We start from the raw sequence: 17,777 nt of genomic DNA, 5'->3' as shown, positions 1-17,777 counted from the left end.
CCAGCGGGCCCTTTTTCATGGCTTCAGCCGCGCCGGGCGCTGCCTAGACTGCCCGGATGAAAGTCCACGTTCTGTGCCCGGCCTCCTCGGTCACCGGCGGCCCCGAGGCGCTGCATCAACTGGTCGACGCCGGGCAGCGCCTGGGCTACGACATGGCCATGCTCTACCTGCCCGAGGACGACCCGGACCCCACGCCGGCCGTCTTTCGCATGTACCAGCCGCGCGTGGTCAAGGAGATCGTCGACAGCCCCGACAGCGTGGTGGTGGTGCCCGAGACCGGCACGCTGCAGCTGCTGGAGCTGAAGCACGCCACCCGCGCGCTGTGGTGGCTGAGCGTGGAGCATTACTTTTCGCGCGCCGAGGCCCTGCGCCGCGGCGCCGCCCGCAGCCCGCTGGACTTCGTCTTCGACCCCCGCTTCGAGATCGTCCACCTGGCGCAAAGCGAATACGCCCGTCAGTGGGTGGCCGCCCGCGGCTCCAGCGCGCTGATGCTGACCGACTTCATCCGCGACGAGATCCTGGACCGCAGCCGCGCGCTGCGCGGCGGTGCGCGCCAGAACATCGTGGCCTACAACCCCAAGAAGGGCCTGGCCTTCACCCAGCAGCTGATGGCGGCCTCACCGCCCGAGGTGCAGTGGGTGGCGATCGAGAACATGAGCCCCGCCGAGGTGGCCCAGTTGCTGGGCCGTGCCAAGGTGTATGTGGACTTCGGCCCCCACCCCGGCCGCGACCGCATCCCGCGCGAAGCCGCGCTGTGCGGCTGCGTGGTCATCACCAACACCCAGGGCAGCGCCGGCAACGCGGTGGATGTGCCGCTGCCCGAAGGCTACAAGTTCGACGAGCGCCACCCCTTGACCGTGCCGCTGGTGATTCAGCGCATCGCCGAGGCCATGGCCGACCACGCCACCCACGCCCAGCGCCTGGCGCCCTACGTGCAGTGGATCGAGGACCAGCGCCGCCTGTTCACCGAGGAGGTGTTCACCTTCCTGGCCACGGTGGAGGCCCGCCAGCGCGCGCGCCTGCGCGACGGTCTTCCTGCCTGAGCGAGGCCCGAGCATGAGCCAAGACACCTCTCCCGCCGTCCACCTGTGCGTGACCGCCCCCGCCGGCGCCTGGGCCGGCCTGCACGACCTGGAACTGGCCCTGGCCCTGCGCGACGACCTGCGCGCCCTGGGCCTGGCGCCCACCCTGGCCCGCCGCCGCCTGCAGCCCGGCGCCATCAACTACGTGATCGGCGTGGAACACGGCTTTGATGCCGCCGCCGCCCAAGGCCACGCCTGCGTGCTGGTGCGCGGCACCGGCGAAGCCAGCGCCCTGTCCACCCAGGCCCGCCGCCTGCTCAAGCGCTGGCCCGTGCTGGACGCCGACCCCACCGCCGTGGCCGCCTACCGCGCCGACGCGCCCAAGGCCCCGCCCTTCGCCCTGTGGCAACCCGCCCCCGACCCCGCCACCCCCTGGCAACCCACCCCCCAGCGCCCACTCGGCCTGGTGGTCGAAGGCCAATTGAACGAGCGCCAACACGCCGTGCTGGCCGGCCTGCAACGCCTGGGCCTGCCCGTGCACCGCATCGACGTCCCCCTGGCCGGCCCCGAACGCCGCGCCCTGCTCCGCCAGGCCCAGGCCTGGCTGGCCCTGCTGCCGCGCGACGACGCCGCCCCCGACCTGATGGCCCTGCGCCTCGCCCAGCGCCACGGCGTGCCCGTGCTGGCCGAGGTCAGCAACCGCGCAGCGCTGCCCAGCGATGCCGCGCATGCCCACATCCGCTGGTTCGAGGCGCGGGCGGACGATCTGCTGCGCGCCCTGGCCGACGGGCTGGGGGGGCCGGAGTTCGCCGGAATTGCCGAACGCGACTGGCGCAGCCGCTTGTCCGACGACCGGCTGGACGGTGCACGCGCCGCCTGGCAACTGGGTCAGCAGGTGTGGGCGGCTGCACAGCAGGCCGGCAGCGCGCTGCCGGTGCCCGACCGACTGCACCTGGACGACGGCCGCTCAGGCTACCGGCCGGGCTGGTTCAACGTGGGGGAGGGCGGTGATGCAGCCGGCCCCCTGGATGCCGCTGCACTGCCACGTGGTGACGGGCAATGGACCCTGATCGATGTGGGCGAGCGGCGGCTGGATGACGCTGCCACTGCGCCGCTGCTGGACACCGCGCTGCGGCTGCTGGGGCCGGAGGGGCGCTTGGTGCTGCAATTGGGCGCGGGCGATGCGCCCAATTGGTCCGAACGGCTGGCGCCCTGGCTGGATCGCTTCTGGGAGCGCGGGATGCTGCAGCAGCGGTTGTCGTTGGTGCATGCTGGGGCGTTGGACGACGGTGGGATGCCAGTTGCCGACGCGGGCTCCAACTGCGTGCGCTTGGTGCTGTCGCGGGCCGACACCTCGCTGGCCGAGCGCAGCCGCGCCAGGGTGATGCGCAACAACCTGGCACTGGAGGCCTGAACATCGGCCCGGGTACGCTCGCCCGGATCGTTCTGATCGCACATCGGGCCTGCGCGTTTGAGCCCAGAGCGGACAAACACGGGGGCATTCCTTCCCGGCCGCCTACCTCCACACGGGCATGCCGGGCGGCCGTGGGTCGGGTGCGGCCAAGGGTTGATTGCCATCGCGAGCGATCTTCGTTGCGTAGACTTGACAGTCATAGGAACCCAGATGGCCGTACCGGCCCGGCGGGCTGAGGTAGCCCGCCACGGCAACGGGTACACCCCAAGGTGATCGGCTCATAGCTAACGAGGGGTCGATCTGCGCGTCGCCAAGGCCCCACAGCCAGCATCGCCGGCGCGATCCATCGCCGACTTCAAGGCTGCTTGCCTCGTAACCAACGGTCCAAAGCCCTGCCAGTCGCACCTCGACGTAGCCGTAGTTCTGCATCACCCATGGGCGCAAGCTGGGCCGCGTCCACCAAAACGCCTGGCCATCCTGGAACGCGTCACGCTCCAGGTCGTGATCGCCCGGCATGAAGTCGCCGGGACTGACGAATCCCTCAAAGAACCAAATCAGGTAGGAGCGCCGCGCGCGCTCGCGAGCGACTGGCGTTGACTGCGCATAGACGCGATCAACATACCGATCGGCGAGCTGCTGCGGCGTGGTGGAGGACAGTTCTCCCGTGACCGAACATGCCAACGCAATGGGCAGTGTGGCCTTGATCACTTGAAAACACGCAGAACGCAGTTGCATGATCTTCGCTGCTGACGGTAGCGCCTATGCGCTGCCGAAGGTGGTCGGCTCGAACGTTGAGCCAAGCACCGTTCAGCCCGGACGGCACTGGCATCGGCTCGCGCTGCGACGCAAAGTTTTTCAGGACCTTTGTGACGCAATCTGAGGCGGTTTGTTCCGCTTCGCAAAGAGCGATAGGCAAGGCTCGCCTGCGGCCGCTGGCTGGCGGCGGTGGCGTTGGGCAGTTGTTCGGTCGCGTCTTGCGGGGGAGGGCTGGTCAGCCACTCGTCGCGACGACCTGAACTTCAGGTGCGCCTCGTTCGTCGGAAAGTGAGCCACCTGGACGCGGCTCGCCTTCGTCTTTAGGATGGACTGCAACAGGTCAGAGTCCAGATGGTGATGCGCCTCGACCCACTTGAGCTGCTTGGGGGGAGTGGCTTGGAACTGGCGGGCACCGGGAATCTCCTTCACCGGTGCGCCGATGTATGGCTCGCGTCAGCGGCGGATCAGGTGCCCACTCCAGTGTGGGCGGCGAATGGCCGGGCGGCAAGAGGTGGAGTATCAGACTTGCCGGGCGCTTGATGTTGCCATATGCTATGCCATATGGCAGAGCAGCACACCCCCAAGCAACGCCCCACCGCGCGCGTCGGCTGGAACAACCGCTCGCAGACGGTGACGATGCCGCTTGAGTTTCGGTTTCCGGAGTCGGTGCGCGAGGTATTCATCCGCCGCGAGGGCGAGAGCGTTGTGTTGACGCCGCGACCCACGGATTGGTCCGGCTTTCTTGCTTTGGGCTTGACCGCGTCGGCTGACTTCATGGCGGAGACGGAACGTTTGCCCGTGCAGGAGCGCCGGTTTTGACGTTGCCGCTGTACATGCTGGACACCGACACCTGCATCTTCCTGATGCGTGGCGAGTCGGCGGTGTTGGCGGACAAGGTGCAGTCGGTGCCGCTGCAGCAGCAGCTGATGTCAGCGGTGACATTTGCCGAGTTGAGCTACGGTGTGCAGGCCTCGGCCGCGGCCAAGCGCAAGCAGAACCAGCAGGTGCTGGACAGCCTGGCCCTGCACCTGGCGGTGCTGGACTGGCCGCAGGAGGCGGCGCCCCACTATGCAGAGATCCGCGCTGACCTGAAGCGTCGCGGCGCGCAGCTGGGCGCCGCAGACCTGATGATCGCGGCGCATGCGCGGGCCTTGGGCGCGACCGTGGTGACGAACAACGTCAAGGACTTCGGGCGCGTCAAGGGGCTGCGTGTCGAGAACTGGACCCGGTAGCCAATCGGGGCCAAGTCGGCCTCGCGCGACTGGGCTGGAAGGACCTTGTCGTCAAGCCCGCCGCGCTCACCGCAGCGGCTGCTGCACCCCACCCGCCAACGACCACAACAGCGCCACTGACTGCTGCCCATCGTGCAGCGCGTCCACGTAGGCCAGGCGCAGGTTGAAGTGGTCGCCCTCGGCCGACATCACGTCGAAGAGGGAGCGGCGGCCCAGTTGTTGCCACATCTGCAGGGTGTCGTCGCGCACGCGTTCGGAGTCGCGCAGGACCTGCACCACGTCGCGGGCGCGGGTGAAGGCGGCTTCGGCCTGGCCGTGGACCTGGTCGATGCGGTTGAGCAGGGTGGCCAGGGTGTCTTCGCGCTGCAGGCGGGCGGCTTCGGCGCGTTGGCGGGCGGCGCGCTCGGCGGGGGCGGCGCCGGGGTTGTAGAGCGGCAGGCTCAGGGTCACGCCGGCTTGCCATTGGCTTTGGCGGTCGCCGGCCAGGTCGCGGCTGGCCTGCACGGCCCAGCTCACTTGCGGGCGCTGGCTGGCGGCGGTGGCGTTGGCCAGTTGCTCGGCGGCGTGCTGCTGGGCTTCCAGTTGCAGCACCTCGGCGGCGCCGGTGGCGCGCTGGTGCAGTTGCGGCAGCTCGGGCAGTTCGGTCATCAGCGCGGCCAGGCTGGGCACGTCGGGCAGGTATTCACCCACGTAGCGGCGCAGGCGGGTGTCGGTCAGCTGCATGGCACTCAGCGCCTGCTGGCGTGACAGCTGCACCTGCTGCAGTTGCTTGCGGGCCTGCACCAGTTCGCTGGCGCGGCCGCGGTCGCGGGCGACGATGTCTTCCAGCGCCTGCACCAGGGTGCAGACCTTATGGGTGTATTGCTGCCACACCTGCGCCTGCAGGCGGTAGCGGCTGCGATCAAACGCCAGGTTGACCACCTGCACGCGCAGTTGCTCGGCGGCGTTCAGCTGGCCCTGGCGGGCGGCTTCGGCCAGCTGGCCGCGCCAGTCTTCCAGCGCCTGCTGGCGGCCGCCGTCCCACAGCGGTGCGCCCACCTGCAGGGAAGGGCGGTTCAGCGCATCGCTGCGGCTGGGCAGCAGCTGGCTGCGGCTGCCGGTGGCGCCGGCGATCCAGCTGAGCGAGGCCTGCGGCTGCTTGGCGGCCTGGGTTTCCTGCAGGTCGCTCTGCGCGGCCTCGGTCAGCAGGCGGGCGGCGCCGATGGCCTGGCTGCGCTGCTCGGCCAGCGACAGCAGCTGCACCAGGCTCTGGCGCGGCGGCGGCGACTCGGCCGGCTGGGCCAGGGCCGTGGGGGGCTGGCAGCCGGTGGGCTCGGCGTGGGCGGGCAGCGCCAGCAGCACGCTGGCAACAAGCGAAAGCGTGTGGGCGTGTCTCATCGTTCACGGAAGGCCTCACGGGCCTTGAGCAGGGGGCGCAGCACGAACTCCAGCACGGTGCGCTCGCCGGTGTTCACCTCCACCGTGGCGGTCATGCCGGGGATCACCGGCAGCACCTGGTCGGCGCTGCGCAGGTGGTTGGTCTGGATGCGCACCAGGGCGCGGAACCAGGTGGCATCGGGCGCGTTAGGCGGGCGCTCGGCCTCGCCCAGCGCGTCGGGGCTGATCGATTCGACGGTGCCGCTCAGGCCGCCGTACAGGTTGTAGTCGTAGGCCGACAGCTTCACCTCGGCCGCCTGGCCGATGCGCACGAAGCCCACGTCGGCGGGCTTCAGGCGCATCTCCACCAGCAGGTGTTCGCTGCGCGGCACGATCTCCAGGATGGGTGCGCCGGGCGAGATCACGCCGCCCAGCGTGTGCTGGCGGATGTTCTTGACCAGGCCGTCCACGGGGGAGGCCACCACGGTGCGGCGCACCGCGTCCTCGCGCGCCACCATCTGCTCGTCCAGCTGGGCCAGTTCGCCCTGCACGCGCAGCAGCTCGGTGCTGGCGTCCTGGCGGAAGCGGTTGCGGCGCTCCAGCATCTGCTGCTGCATGTCGTTGATCTGGCGGCGCAGGCGCACCACCTCCACCTCGGACATCAGGCCGCGCTGGGCCATGTCCTCGGCCACCGCCAGCTCCTTGCCCACCAGCGCGATGCTCTGGCGGTTGGCGCCCACGGCTTCGTCCAGCAGGCGGCGGCGGGCCTGGAAGGCCTCGGTCTCCATGGCCACCAGGCGGGGCTGGTCCTTCAGTTCAGCAGGGAAGCTGGGTTCGCGGCCCTGCACCTCGGCCTGCAGGCGGGCGGTGGTGGCCAGCAGCGCCAGGCGGCGCGCAGCGCCTTCGTTCTGGGACGATTCGGCGCGCGTGGGGTCGATGCGCAGCAGCGGCTGGCCGGCGCGCACGGCTTCGCCCTCGCGCACCAGCAGCTCGGCCAGCAGGCCGCCTTCCAGGCTGGAGATGACCTGCTCGCGGGTCTCGGGGATCACGCGGCCTTCGGCGCGGGTGATCTGCTCGACGCGGGTGGTGGCGGCCCACAGCGCGGCCAGCGTGATGGCCACCGCCATCAGCCACAGCGCCAGGCGCGGCGCGCGGCGCGGCTCCAGCTGCTGGGCGGCGCGCACGGCGTGCAGGAAGTCTTCGTCGCCGGGGCGCAGCGCGGCGCGGGTGGGGCGGGGGGAGGCGGCCTGGGCGGCGTTCAGCAGGCGCTTGCTGGCGCGCTCCGGGGCGGGCGCAGCAGCGGGCTCAGGCGGCAGGGTGTGCTTCAGCGTGGGTGGCTGCGTCACCGGCGCGCCCGTGGCCGAGGGCTGCCGCTCGGGCGGCGCCGAGAACCAGCGGCGGGTGTCGGGCGGCTTCATCGCGCGGGGGCTGCGGCGGGCGCAGCGGCTGGTTTGGCAGCGCCGGACAAGGCGGCCAGCACGGCGGCCTTCGGGCCGTCCATCACCACGCGGCCGGCATCCACCACGATGATGCGGTTCACCAGCTCCAGCACCGCCGGCCGGTGGGTCACCACCAGCAGCGTGCGGTCACCGGCCGAGGCGGCCAGGCGCTGCAGGAACTGCACTTCAGACTGCGCGTCCATCGAGCTGGTGGGCTCGTCCATCAGCAGGATGCGCGGCGTGGTGATCAGGCAGCGCGCCAGCGCCACCAGCTGGCGCTGGCCGCCCGACAGCAGTGCGCCGCGCTCGCCCACTGGCAGGTCCCAGCCCAGCGGGTGGCTGGCCACCAGGCGGTCCAGGCCGGTCAGCGCGGCCACCTGCTGCAGGCGCACGCTGTCGGCATGCGAGCGGCCCAGCAGCACGTTGTCGCGCAGCGTGCCGGCAAACAGGCGCGGGTCCTGGGCGACAAAGCCGATCTGGTCGCGGTAGTCCACCGGGTCGATCTGGCGCAGATCAATGCCGTCCACCTCCACCCGGCCGTCGGTGGGCTGGTACAGACCGGCCAGCAGACGCAGCACGGTGGACTTGCCCGAGCCGATGCGGCCCAGGATGGCCACGCGCTCACCCGGGGCGAACTGCAGCGTCACGTCCGACAGCACCTTGGGCGGCCGGTCTTGGCCGGTGGGCGGGTAGGCAAAGCTGGCCTGGCGCAGTGCCAGGCCACCGCGCAGCTGCGGGCGCACCACGTACTGACGCTGCTCGTCGCGCTCCAGCGGCAGGCGCATCAGACGGTCCAGCGCGGTCATCGCGGCGCGCGCACCCTGGTAGCGGTTGGCCAGCGCGATCACGCTGCCCAGCGGCGCCACCGCGCGGCCGGCGAACATCACCGCGCCGATCAAGGCACCGGCGGTGATCACGCCGTCGTGGATCAGGTAGACGCCCCAGACCAGCATCACCAGCGTCACCAGCTGCTGCGCGCTGCCGCTGAGGTTGTTGCTCCAGGCGCTGACCGAGCGGGCGCGCAGCGCCGATTCAGCCGCCAGCGCGGTGGCGTCTTCGTAGCGGCGCAGGAAGCGGCCCTGGGCGCCGCTGGCCTTCAGGTCTTCCAGACCGTCCACGGCCTCCACCAGCACGCCCTGCAGGTCGGTCTGGTGGCGCAGGCCCGAGTTCATCGCGCGGCGCAAGGAGCCCTGCATCACCAGCACCACGGCCAGGATCAGCGGCACCGCGCCAGCCAGCACCCAGCCCAGCGGGCCGCCGACGATGAAGGTCATCGCCATGAACAGCGCGATGAAGGGCAGGTCGGACAGCGTGGCCAGCGTGGCCGACGCGAAGAAGTCACGCACGGTTTCGATCTGCGCCAGGTGGTGGGCGTAGGCGCCGGCGGACACCGGCCGGTGCTCCATGCGCACGCCCAGCGTCTGGCGGAACAGCAGCGAGCCGATGATCAGGTCGGCCTTGCGGCCCGACACATCGATCAGGTGAGCGCGGATCTGCCGCGCCGCCAGGTCCAGCCCCAGCGCCAGCACGGCACCGGCGGCCAGTGTCCACAGCGTGACGAAGGCCTGCTGCGGGATCACCTTGTCGAACACCACTGAGCTGACCAGGCCGGTGACCAGCATCATCACGTTGCTGATCAGCGCGGCCAGCAGGGCGGCGCGGTAGTAGGGCACGAAGCGGCGCAGCGTGCCCCACAGCCAGTGGCCGCCGTGGCCCAGCAGGCCGTTGTCATCCTCGTCGTGCACCACCGGCAGCTGCGGCGTGGCGGCGATCACATGGCCCAGGTATTCCTGCGACAGCTCCTGCTCGCCGACGATCAGCGTGGCGCCGCCGGCGGCGGGCAGCACGATCTCGTAGGAGCGGCCACCGTGCTGCGGCGATTCGATGCGGCGGCGCAGGATGCAGGCGTCGTCGTCGCGCATCAGCGCCACCACCGGGAACAGCAGCGGGCTGATGTCGGCCAGCGGGCGCGGCAGCAGACCGGTGCGGTAGCCCGCTTGGGTGAGGGCGCGCAGTGCCTGCGCGGGCGTGAGGGCGTGGCCGTCCACCGGCACGCCCACCAGCAGTGCGCTGGCCGAGCGCTCGCGGCCGTGGTGGCGGGTCAGCCAGACCAGCGATTGCAGCAGGGCGTCGTGCTCCATCGCCACCCGTTTCGGGGCGGCGGTGGCGGCAGCGGCGGCGGTGGCGGTGCTCACGCGGTGGCCGGATTCATTCGGGTTGGCGCGCCTTCAGCGCCAGGGCGGCCAGCGCGTCTTCGAGCTCGCGCACACGGGCGGGCATGTCGAACAGCGGCGACTGGCGGCCGTCGCGCTCCAGGTAGCGGCGGTACGAGCGGGCACGGCCGGGCGAGCGGCCGATGGCGACGGCCAGGCGCTCGTAGTCGGGCAGGGTCTCGGTGATCAGCTCGGGCAGGCCCACCGCGGTGAGCAGGCTGCCGGCCATGCGCGAGATGTAGCTGCGCCCGGCCAGCGTGACGATGGGCAAGCCCATCCACAGCGCATCGCTGGCGGTGGTGCCGGCGTTGTAGGGGAAGGTGTCGAGCATCAGGTCGGCCAGCGCGAAGCGGGCCAGGTAGTCGGGCGGCGCCACGCGCGGCGCAAACACCAGGCGCTGCTCGGCAATGCCGTGCTGCGCAGCGCGGGCCAGCAGGTTGGCGCGGGTCCAGTCGTTGTCGGCCAGCAGCCACAGCACGCTGCCGGGCACCGCGGCCAGCACGCGCATCCAGCTGTCGAAGACCTCTTCGGTGAACTTGAAGTTGTTGTTGAAGCTGCAGTAGACGAAGCCGTCCTCGGGCAGGCCGTACTGGGCCCGCGTGGGCAGCGCGCCCACCGGGCGCTGGCGGTCACTGACCTGGTAGCACACCGGCAGGTAGATCGGCCGCTCGGTGTGGAAGGGCAGCAGGGCCTCGGGCATGACGAAGCGGTCGGCGACGATCCAGTCCACGCCGGGGATGGCGCAGGTGCCCGGAAAGCCCAGGTAGCTCACCTGCACCGGCGCCGGGCGCAGTGCCAGGATGGCGGGCCGCGCGCCATTGGTCAGGCCCTGCAGGTCGATCAGCACGTCGATGCCCAGGCCGGCGATCAGCCGCGCGGCCAGCGTGTCGTCCATCTGGCCAATGCGGTAGACGTGCTCGAAAGACTTCAGCAGCCGCTCGCGCAGCGGGCTGCCGTCTTCGCGGCTCCAGCAGAAGGCAAAGGTCTCGAAGCGGCTGCGGTCGTGCAGCTCGAAGAGCTCGGCGGTGAGCAGGCCCACCGCGTGCATCGCCAGGTCGCCCGACAGGTAGCCGATGCGGATGCGGCCCTCGCGCCGCGGGCCGCTGGTGTGCAGCGGCGGGTGGTTGGTCCTGGGCAGCTTCTCCTGCACGAAGCGCAGTGCGGCCATCAGCTGGCGCGCGGGGTCGTCGCTGACGCTGAGCATGGCCAGCGCCGAGGTGCCCATCAGCAGTTGGTTGGGGGTGACCTCGCCCACGGTGCGGTACAGCGGCCACTCGCACTGCTTCTGGCGGATGTGCACGTAGTGCTGGATGACGTCGAACTGGTCGGGCTTGATCGTGAGGCTGTCGACCATGTGTGCCTCGGCCACGTCGAAGCGGCGCAGCTGCTCGTTCAGGCGGGCCAGATTGTTCAGCGCGTGCAGGCACAGCTCGCGCTGCTCGGGGCGCGGGTCGTCGGGCAGGGGGCGGGTGTCGGCCACCACGCGGGCCCATTCGGCCAGGGCGCCGTCGGTGTCGCCACGGCGCTCCAGCGCGTGGCCCAGGTTCAGCCGGGCTTGGGAAAAGGCCGGCAGCAGGGCCAGGGCCTCGCGGTAGGCGGCCTCGGCCTCGGTATCGCGCTGGCGGGCGGCCAGCAGCGTGCCCTGGTTGAACAGCGCCACGTGGCGGAAGGGGGAGTCGGTGTGGGCCAGCCACTCGGCGTACAGGCGGATCGCGGTGTCGTCGTCGCCCCGGGCCTGCCAGGCGGCGGTGCGGTCCAGCAGCTCGGCCAGCGGACAGGCGCCGCTGCGCAGGCGCGCCAGATCGGCTTGCGCCGGGGTGGCAACGGGGGCGCTGGCGGGATCGCCGGTGGGGGCGGTCAGCGGGGCGGCAAGGGTGGTCGCGGACATGGCTGGGACACGGTATGGGGTCTCCAGCCGATGCTAGTCAGGGCGGCCCGGGGCCATGGGGCGGAATAGGCGGGCCAAGGCGGGGCAGATCCGCCAGCCGCGGCGCGGGGGGATGTGCCTCAGCGTGGCGGCAGAAAGGCCTGCAGTGCGCCCAGGCTGCGCGCCGGCAGCTCTTCCTGGGGCGCATGGCCCAGGCCGGCCAGCACCTGGAACTGGGCGCCGGGAATGCGCCGGGCGAACTCGGCGCCGGCGGCGGGCGGCACCACGCGGTCCTTCTCGCCCCACAGCAGCAGCGTGGGCAGGCGCAGGCCGGCCAGACGCTCGACGTCGCGCCCCGGCTGCTGCTGCAGCAGGGTCTGCCGCAAGGCCTGGCGGTTGCCGTCGCGCAGCAGCAGCTCGAAATGGCGGTCCACCACCTCCGGCGTCAGGCGCCGCGGATCGGCGTAGACCGCTTCCAGGGTGGCCTCGACCACGCCGCGCGGCAGCAGCGACTGGCCCAGCCAGCCCAGCACCGGCACGCGGGCCAGGCGCAGGCCCGGGGGCACTTCCAGCGGCTCGATCGCCAGGCCGGTGGCGTCCAGCAGCACCAGGCGGCTGATGCGTTCGGGGGCCCGGCTGGCCAGTTGCCAGGCCACCTCGCCGCCCAGCGAATGGCCCACCAGCACCACCTGGCGCAGCTTCAGCTGGTCCATCAGTTGCAGCGTGAAGCGGGCCAGGGTTTCGCTGCGGTAGTCCTGGGGCTGGGGCTCGGGGAAGGGGCCGGTCAGGCCGGCGCCGGGCAGATCGAAGCGGATCACGCGGCGCTGCGCGCGCAGTGCGCTGGCCCAGCCTTCCCAGGTGTGCAGGCTGGAGCCCAGGCCGTGGATGAACAGCAGCGGGGTGGGGTCGTTGCGCGGCCCCTCGTCGCGCAGATGGACCATCAGGCCACCCACCTCCACCAGCTCGGACGGCCGTGGCGCCCAGCGGGCCACCAGCGATTCCGGCGAGCGGTCGGGCGCCCGCGCCAGCGGCAGGGCCACGGCGGTCAGCATCAGCAGGATACCGAAGGCGCGCAGCAGGACGGACAGCATGCGGCGATTCTAGGAGCCGCGCCCGGCGGCCGCGGTCCCCGTCTGGTCACAGGGGTGTGACATCCGTCCGACCTGAAACGTGGGGGGTGGGTCCGGGGCTTGGTAACACTTTGCGACACTTCGGGACCCACAAGGAGACCCAGACCCATGCCCGCATTGAAGTCGTCGAAGACCCTGGCCTGTGCGCTGACGCTGGCCAGCCTGGCCTGCGCACCGCTGAGCGCCGCCGCCGCCAGCTGGACCCCGGTCGCGCGCAAGCCGCCCAACAGCGTGGAGACCATGCTGCTGCTGACCGACGGCACGGTGCTGGCCCATTCCTACGACGGCCCCGGCAACATCTGGCTCAAGCTGAGCCCGGACGCCAACGGCAACTACGCCAACGGCCGCTGGACGCGCGTGGCCGGCATGGGCACCAATCGCCTGTACTTCGCCAGCCATGTGCTGCGCAGCGGCGACGTCTGGGTGCTGGGTGGCGAGTACAGCGGTCCCAACCTGGACGCCAACTGGACCAACACCGGCGAGTGGTACGACACGCTGCGCAACGTCTGGACGCCGATCGCCCCGCACCCTGAAGCCAACTTCGGCGACGTGCCCACCATGCTGCTCGACAAGGACCGCATCCTGGCCGGTTCGCTGTTCGGCCGCAGCACCTACCTGTACGACATCGGCAGCAACAGCTGGACCCGCGCCGCCGACAAGGCCTACGACGACAGCAGCGACGAAGAAACCTACGTCAAGCTGCCCGGCGGCAAGGTGATGGTCTATGACCTGTTCCGCAGCATCGCCACCGGCGGCGGCTACGCCGAGGTCTACGACCCCAAGACCGGCCTGTGGAGCGGCCGCAGCCCGTCCGACGGCACCGCCGCGGGCAGCATCCCGCAGCTCAGCAGCCCGGCCATGGGCTACGAAATCGGCGGCGCGCTGGCGCTGCGCAGCCGCGACCGCGGTGGCCGCGTGATCACGATCGGCGCCACCGGCCACACCGCGCTTTACGACGTGGCCAGCAACACCTGGTCGGCCGGGCCGGACATCATCGGCACGCTGCCCAGCGGCGCCCAGGGCCTGTTTGGTGCGGTTGATGCGCCGGCGGCGGCGCTGCCCGACGGCCGCGTGATGCTGGCCGCCGATGCCAGCCCCTCCACCGGCACCGCCTTCTCGGGGCCGACGCAGCTGTTCACCTACAACCCGGCGCAGAACACCATCCAGCCGCTCAGCCCGGCGCTGCCGGTCACGCTGGGTGACCCGGCCTTCGTGCACCGCATGCTGGTGCTGCCCACCGGCCAGGTGCTGTTCACCCGCGGCGGCACCGATGTGTGGATCTACACCGCCGACGGCGCGCCCCCCGACAAGGCCCGGCCCACGGTGGAAACGGTGCGCTACGACGGCAAGGGCCGCTTCACGCTGAGCGGCCGCCAGCTGACCGGCGCCAACGCCGGCAGCACCTACGGCGACGACGCCGAGTCGGACGAGAACTACCCCATCGTGCGCTTCGGCCAGCCCGGCGGCAGCTCGGTCTGGTACGGCCGCACCTCCAACTGGAAGAGCACCGACGTGCAGGTGCGCAAAATCACCAGCACCCGCTTCACGCTGAAGACCGGCACGCCGGCCGGCCTGGTGAGCCTGGTGGTGAGCGCGGCGGGCGTGGAATCGCTGCCGGTGTGCCTGACGCTGACGGCGGACCAGGTGGCCGGCACCGGCACGGCCGCCGACATCCCGCTGCAGGCCTGTCCTTGAGCGCCGACTGAGGCGGTGGGCGGCCACGGAGGCGCGGTGGCGCCTCCGTAGAATGCCGCGATGTCTTTCGTCCACCTGCGCACCCACACCGAGTTCTCCGTCGTCGATGGCACCCTGCGGATCGACGATGCGGCGGCGGCGGCCAAGGGCGATGGGCAGGTGGCGATGGCCATCACCGACCTGGCCAACCTGTTCGGCGGGGTCAAGTTCTACAAGGCCTGCCGCGGCAAGGGCGTCAAGCCCATCCTGGGCGCCGATGTCTGGGTCGAGCCACTGCCCGACGCGGGCGACCGCACCCAGGCCACGCGCCTGCTGCTGCTGGTGCAGAACAAGCAGGGCTACCTCAACCTGTCGGAGCTGCTGGCCCGCGCCTGGACCCAGCATGTGCAGCGCGCCCAGGCCTGGGTGGCCTGGAGCGACCTGCGCGAGCTGCACGCCGGGCTGATCTGCCTGTCGGGCTTCGAGCATGGCGCGGTGGGCCAGGCGCTGCTGCAGGGCGACACCGCCCGCGCCGCCGCGGTGGCGCGCGAGCTGGCCGCGCTGTTTCCGCGCCGCTTCTACCTGGAGCTGCAGCGCGCCGGCATCCCCAGCCATGAGCCGCTGGTGCGCGCCACCGTGCCGCTGGCCGCCGAGCTGGGCCTGCCGGTGGTGGCCACGCACCCGGTGCAGTTCCTGACGCCCGATGACTTCGAGGCCCACGAGGCCCGCGTCTGCGTGGCCGAGGGCGAAACGCTGGCCAACCCCAAGCGCGTCAAGCGCTTCACCCGCGACCAGTACCTGAAGTCGCAGGCCGAGATGCAGGCGCTGTTCGCCGACGTGCCCAGCGCGCTGGCCAACACGCTGAAGATCGCCCAGCGCTGCAGCCTGAGCCTGGTGCTGGGCAAGCCGCAGCTGCCCGACTTCCCCACGCCCGAGCTGCCCGACGGCAGCCGCATGCCGATCGAGCAGTTCTTCCGCGAGGAAAGCTACAACGGCCTGGACAAGCGCCTGCAGCAGCTCTTCCCCGACCCGGCGCAGCGCGAAGCCGAGCGGCCGCGCTATGTGGAGCGGCTGGAGTTCGAGCTGGGCACCATCCTGAAGATGGGCTTTCCGGGCTACTTCCTGATCGTCTCGGACTTCATCAAGTGGGCCAAGGCCAACGGCTGCCCGGTGGGGCCGGGCCGGGGCTCGGGCGCGGGCTCGCTGGTGGCCTACGTGCTGTTCATCACTGACCTCGACCCACTGCAGTACAAGCTGCTGTTCGAGCGCTTCCTGAACCCCGAGCGGGTGTCGATGCCCGACTTCGACGTCGACTTCTGCCAGGGCAACCGCGACCGGGTGATCGAGTACGTCAAGGAGAAGTACGGCCGACCCGCGGTCAGCCAGATCGCCACCTTCGGCACCATGGCCGCCAAGGCCGCGCTGCGCGACATCGGCCGCGTGCTGGGCATGGGCTTCGGCCATGTGGACAGCATCGCCAAGCTGATCCCGGCGCCGCCGGGCAAGACGGTGACGCTGGCCAAGGTGCCGCCCGAGCCCGACAAGGGCGTGATCTATGCGCGCCTGGAAGCGCCCGAGCTGGAGGAGCGCGAGAAGAACGACGAGGAGGTGGCCGAGCTGCTGCGCCTGGCCGCCAATGTCGAGGGCATGGTGCGCAACATCGGCATGCACGCCGGTGGCGTGCTGATCGCGCCGGGCAAGATCACCGACTTCTGCCCGCTCTACCAGCAGCCTGGCAGCGACAGCGCGGTCAGCCAGTACGACAAGGACGATGTGGAAGCCATCGGCCTGGTGAAGTTCGACTTCCTGGGCCTGGCCACGCTGACCATCCTGGAGCTGGCCAAGGACTTCATCACCAGCCGCTACCCGGACCAGAAGGACTTCGCCTACGAGAACCTGCCGCTGGACGACAAGGCGGTCTACAAGCTCTTCTCCGACGGCCTGACCGAGGCGGTGTTCCAGTTCGAATCGCGCGGCATGCAAGGCATGCTGCGCGACGCCCGGCCCAGCCGGCTGGAAGATCTGATCGCGCTGAACGCGCTGTACCGCCCGGGCCCGATGGACCTGATCCCCAGCTTCGTCGCGCGCAAGCACGGCAAGGAGGTGGTGGAGTACCCGCACCCGCTGGTCGAGCCGGTGCTCTCCGAGACCTACGGGATCATGGTCTACCAGGAGCAGGTGATGCAGACCGCCCAGGTGCTGGGCGGCTACAGCCTGGGCGGCGCCGACCTGCTGCGCCGCGCGATGGGCAAGAAGAAGGCGGAGGAGATGGCCGAGCACCGGCTGATCTTCCGCAACGGCGCGGCGAAGAACGGCATCGAGCCCGAGAAGGCCGACGAGATCTTCGACCTGATGGAGAAGTTCGCCGGCTACGGCTTCAACAAGTCGCACGCCGCCGCGTACTCGCTGCTGGCCTACCACACCGGCTGGCTGAAGGTGCACTACACGGCCGAGTTCTTCGCGGCCAACATGACGATCGAAATCAGCGACACCGACAAGCTCAAGGTGTTGCTGAACGACGCGGTCAAGAACTTCGGCATCCGCTTCGAGCCGCCCAGCGTCAACCGCGGCGTCTACCGCTTCGAGCCCTTGCCCGGGCCTGAGGGGCGCAAGGCGATCCGCTATGGCCTGGGCGCGATCAAGGGCACCGGCCAGGGCGCGATCGAGGCCATCGTGGCGGCGCGCGAGGAGGGTGGGCCCTTCAGCAGCCTGTTCAATTTCTGCCAGCGCGTGGACAAGGGCCGCGTGAACAAGCGCGTGGTCGAGGCGCTGATCAAGGCCGGCGCGTTTGACGAGCAGCACCCGGATCGCGCGGCGGCACTGGCCAGCGTGTCGCTGGCCTTCGACTGGGCCGAAACCCAGCAGGCCAACGCCAACCAGGGCGGCCTGTTCGACTTCGACGATGGCGACGGCCACGGCAGCCACACCCAGGAGCCGCCGCTGGTGGTGGCCGAGCCCTGGACGGTGCGCGAGAAGCTCTCGCTGGAGAAGACCGCGCTGGGCTTCTACCTGTCGGGCCACCTGTTCGACCAGGACGAGGCCGAGGTGCGCCGCTTCGTCAAGCGTCGCGTGGCCGACCTGATCGATTCGCGCGACCCGCAGCTGCTGGCCGGCATCGTCAGCGACCTTCGCATCATCAATGGCCAGCGCGGCCGCGTGGGCATCTTCAAGCTCGACGACAAGAGCGAACCGATCGAGGCCGTGGCCGGCGAGGAGCTGCTGGACGCCCACCGCGACCTGCTGAAGGACGACGAGCTGCTGATCGTGCAGGGCCGGGTGAAGCCCGACCGCTTCAGCGGCGGCCTGCGGCTGGATGTCAGCGCGGTGTGGAGCCTGCCCGCCGCGCGGGCGCGCCACGGGCGCCAGCTGTGGGTGGAACTGCGCGGCGGCAGCACCGCCGCGCTGCCGCGCATCACCGAACTGCTGCGCCTGCACCCGCCCAAGGTGGTCAGCGACGAGCAGGGCGAGACCCGCCAGGGCCTGCCGGTGCGCCTGCGCATCACCGGCGACCGCGCCAGCGGCGAGCTGGACCTGGGCGAGGCCGGCCGCTTCTGGCCGGCCGACGAGGCCCTGGCCGCCTGGCGCGCCCTGGCCGCCGAGGGGCAGGCACGCATCGCCTACGACGAGGGCCGCTGAGCGGCGGCCGCTTCACAATTGCTTGCGGCTTGCCCGCC

At 71.0% G+C, this 17,777-nt stretch carries 13 protein-coding genes; 7 read left to right on the top strand and 6 right to left on the bottom strand.

Annotation, left to right across the window (positions count from 1 at the left end; genetic code table 11):
- The first annotated feature begins 56 nt into the window (after positions 1 to 56).
- Positions 57 to 1,043: a hypothetical protein gene (locus KAK07_RS21610; RefSeq protein WP_210863180.1), complete on the top strand. Its 987-nt coding sequence runs from the start codon at positions 57 to 59 to the stop codon at positions 1,041 to 1,043.
- A gap of 13 nt (positions 1,044 to 1,056) precedes the next feature.
- Positions 1,057 to 2,436 carry a hypothetical protein gene (locus tag KAK07_RS21605; protein WP_210863178.1) on the top strand — a complete coding sequence of 460 codons (1,380 nt, stop codon included), beginning with the start codon at positions 1,057 to 1,059 and terminating at the stop codon, positions 2,434 to 2,436.
- Between the two features lie 102 nt (positions 2,437 to 2,538).
- On the opposite strand, the gene KAK07_RS21600 is transcribed toward KAK07_RS21605, so the two are convergent.
- Positions 2,539 to 3,171 (bottom strand): hypothetical protein, encoded by a 633-nt coding sequence (locus KAK07_RS21600; protein WP_210863176.1) that lies wholly within the window; start codon positions 3,169 to 3,171, stop codon positions 2,539 to 2,541.
- Here KAK07_RS21600 and KAK07_RS21595 point away from each other — a divergent pair.
- From KAK07_RS21595 to KAK07_RS21585, 3 genes are all read left to right on the top strand, one after another.
- On the top strand, positions 3,170 to 3,316 hold the full coding sequence (locus KAK07_RS21595; RefSeq protein WP_210863174.1) for a hypothetical protein: 147 nt from the start codon (positions 3,170 to 3,172) through the stop codon (positions 3,314 to 3,316). The two genes, KAK07_RS21600 and KAK07_RS21595, sit on opposite strands and share 2 nt — an antisense overlap.
- A gap of 437 nt (positions 3,317 to 3,753) precedes the next feature.
- Positions 3,754 to 4,011, top strand: coding sequence for an antitoxin (locus KAK07_RS21590; RefSeq protein WP_210863173.1), 258 nt, complete (start codon positions 3,754 to 3,756; stop codon positions 4,009 to 4,011).
- Entirely contained in the window at positions 4,008 to 4,424 is a 417-nt protein-coding gene (locus tag KAK07_RS21585) for a type II toxin-antitoxin system VapC family toxin (RefSeq protein WP_210863171.1), read from the top strand. The genes KAK07_RS21590 and KAK07_RS21585 overlap by 4 nt, the downstream gene beginning before the upstream one ends.
- Before the next feature lie 66 nt (positions 4,425 to 4,490).
- On the opposite strand, the gene KAK07_RS21580 is transcribed toward KAK07_RS21585, so the two are convergent.
- The 5 genes from KAK07_RS21580 to KAK07_RS21560 form a co-directional block, all read right to left on the bottom strand.
- Positions 4,491 to 5,801, bottom strand: coding sequence for a TolC family protein (locus KAK07_RS21580; protein ID WP_210863169.1), 1,311 nt, complete (start codon positions 5,799 to 5,801; stop codon positions 4,491 to 4,493).
- The gene (locus KAK07_RS21575; protein WP_210863167.1) at positions 5,798 to 7,198 is read right to left on the bottom strand and encodes an HlyD family type I secretion periplasmic adaptor subunit; all 1,401 of its coding nucleotides are present in this window, start codon (positions 7,196 to 7,198) and stop codon (positions 5,798 to 5,800) included. The genes KAK07_RS21580 and KAK07_RS21575 overlap by 4 nt, the downstream gene beginning before the upstream one ends.
- Complete coding sequence (locus KAK07_RS21570) at positions 7,195 to 9,414, bottom strand: type I secretion system permease/ATPase (RefSeq protein ID WP_210863166.1); 2,220 nt, start codon at positions 9,412 to 9,414, stop codon at positions 7,195 to 7,197. The genes KAK07_RS21575 and KAK07_RS21570 overlap by 4 nt, the downstream gene beginning before the upstream one ends.
- A gap of 13 nt (positions 9,415 to 9,427) precedes the next feature.
- Positions 9,428 to 11,320, bottom strand: coding sequence for an O-linked N-acetylglucosamine transferase, SPINDLY family protein (locus tag KAK07_RS21565; protein ID WP_210863163.1), 1,893 nt, complete (start codon positions 11,318 to 11,320; stop codon positions 9,428 to 9,430).
- 119 nt (positions 11,321 to 11,439) lie between these two features.
- Positions 11,440 to 12,390, bottom strand: a complete 951-nt coding sequence (locus tag KAK07_RS21560) for an alpha/beta fold hydrolase (RefSeq protein ID WP_210863161.1) — start codon at positions 12,388 to 12,390, stop codon at positions 11,440 to 11,442.
- Positions 12,391 to 12,537: 147 nt separating this feature from the next.
- Between KAK07_RS21560 and KAK07_RS21555 the strand changes: the two genes are divergently transcribed.
- Both KAK07_RS21555 and dnaE read left to right on the top strand, forming a co-directional pair.
- Complete coding sequence (locus KAK07_RS21555) at positions 12,538 to 14,124, top strand: Kelch repeat-containing protein (protein ID WP_210863159.1); 1,587 nt, start codon at positions 12,538 to 12,540, stop codon at positions 14,122 to 14,124.
- Between the two features lie 60 nt (positions 14,125 to 14,184).
- Positions 14,185 to 17,739, top strand: a complete 3,555-nt coding sequence (gene dnaE, locus KAK07_RS21550; protein ID WP_210863157.1) for a DNA polymerase III subunit alpha — start codon at positions 14,185 to 14,187, stop codon at positions 17,737 to 17,739.
- The last annotated feature ends 38 nt before the right edge of the window (positions 17,740 to 17,777 follow it).

The organism is Ideonella alba (genome assembly GCF_018069875.1).
In the GTDB taxonomy this organism is placed as follows: Bacteria; Pseudomonadota; Gammaproteobacteria; order Burkholderiales; family Burkholderiaceae_C; genus Ideonella; species Ideonella alba.
This window is presented reverse-complemented; position numbering and strand designations above follow the sequence as displayed.

What these genes read in the sequence shown, in the direction of transcription:
- KAK07_RS21600 (WP_210863176.1), bottom strand. Translation starts at nt 3,171, where the DNA reads ATGCAACTGCGTTCTGCGTGTTTTCAAGTGATCAAGGCCACACTGCCC.
- KAK07_RS21580 (WP_210863169.1), bottom strand. Translation starts at nt 5,801, where the DNA reads ATGAGACACGCCCACACGCTTTCGCTTGTTGCCAGCGTGCTGCTGGCG.
- KAK07_RS21590 (WP_210863173.1), top strand. Translation starts at nt 3,754, where the DNA reads ATGGCAGAGCAGCACACCCCCAAGCAACGCCCCACCGCGCGCGTCGGC.
- KAK07_RS21565 (WP_210863163.1), bottom strand. Translation starts at nt 11,320, where the DNA reads ATGTCCGCGACCACCCTTGCCGCCCCGCTGACCGCCCCCACCGGCGAT.
- KAK07_RS21560 (WP_210863161.1), bottom strand. Translation starts at nt 12,390, where the DNA reads ATGCTGTCCGTCCTGCTGCGCGCCTTCGGTATCCTGCTGATGCTGACC.
- KAK07_RS21555 (WP_210863159.1), top strand. Translation starts at nt 12,538, where the DNA reads ATGCCCGCATTGAAGTCGTCGAAGACCCTGGCCTGTGCGCTGACGCTG.
- KAK07_RS21605 (WP_210863178.1), top strand. Translation starts at nt 1,057, where the DNA reads ATGAGCCAAGACACCTCTCCCGCCGTCCACCTGTGCGTGACCGCCCCC.
- KAK07_RS21595 (WP_210863174.1), top strand. Translation starts at nt 3,170, where the DNA reads ATGATCTTCGCTGCTGACGGTAGCGCCTATGCGCTGCCGAAGGTGGTC.
- KAK07_RS21575 (WP_210863167.1), bottom strand. Translation starts at nt 7,198, where the DNA reads ATGAAGCCGCCCGACACCCGCCGCTGGTTCTCGGCGCCGCCCGAGCGG.
- KAK07_RS21610 (WP_210863180.1), top strand. Translation starts at nt 57, where the DNA reads ATGAAAGTCCACGTTCTGTGCCCGGCCTCCTCGGTCACCGGCGGCCCC.
- dnaE (WP_210863157.1), top strand. Translation starts at nt 14,185, where the DNA reads ATGTCTTTCGTCCACCTGCGCACCCACACCGAGTTCTCCGTCGTCGAT.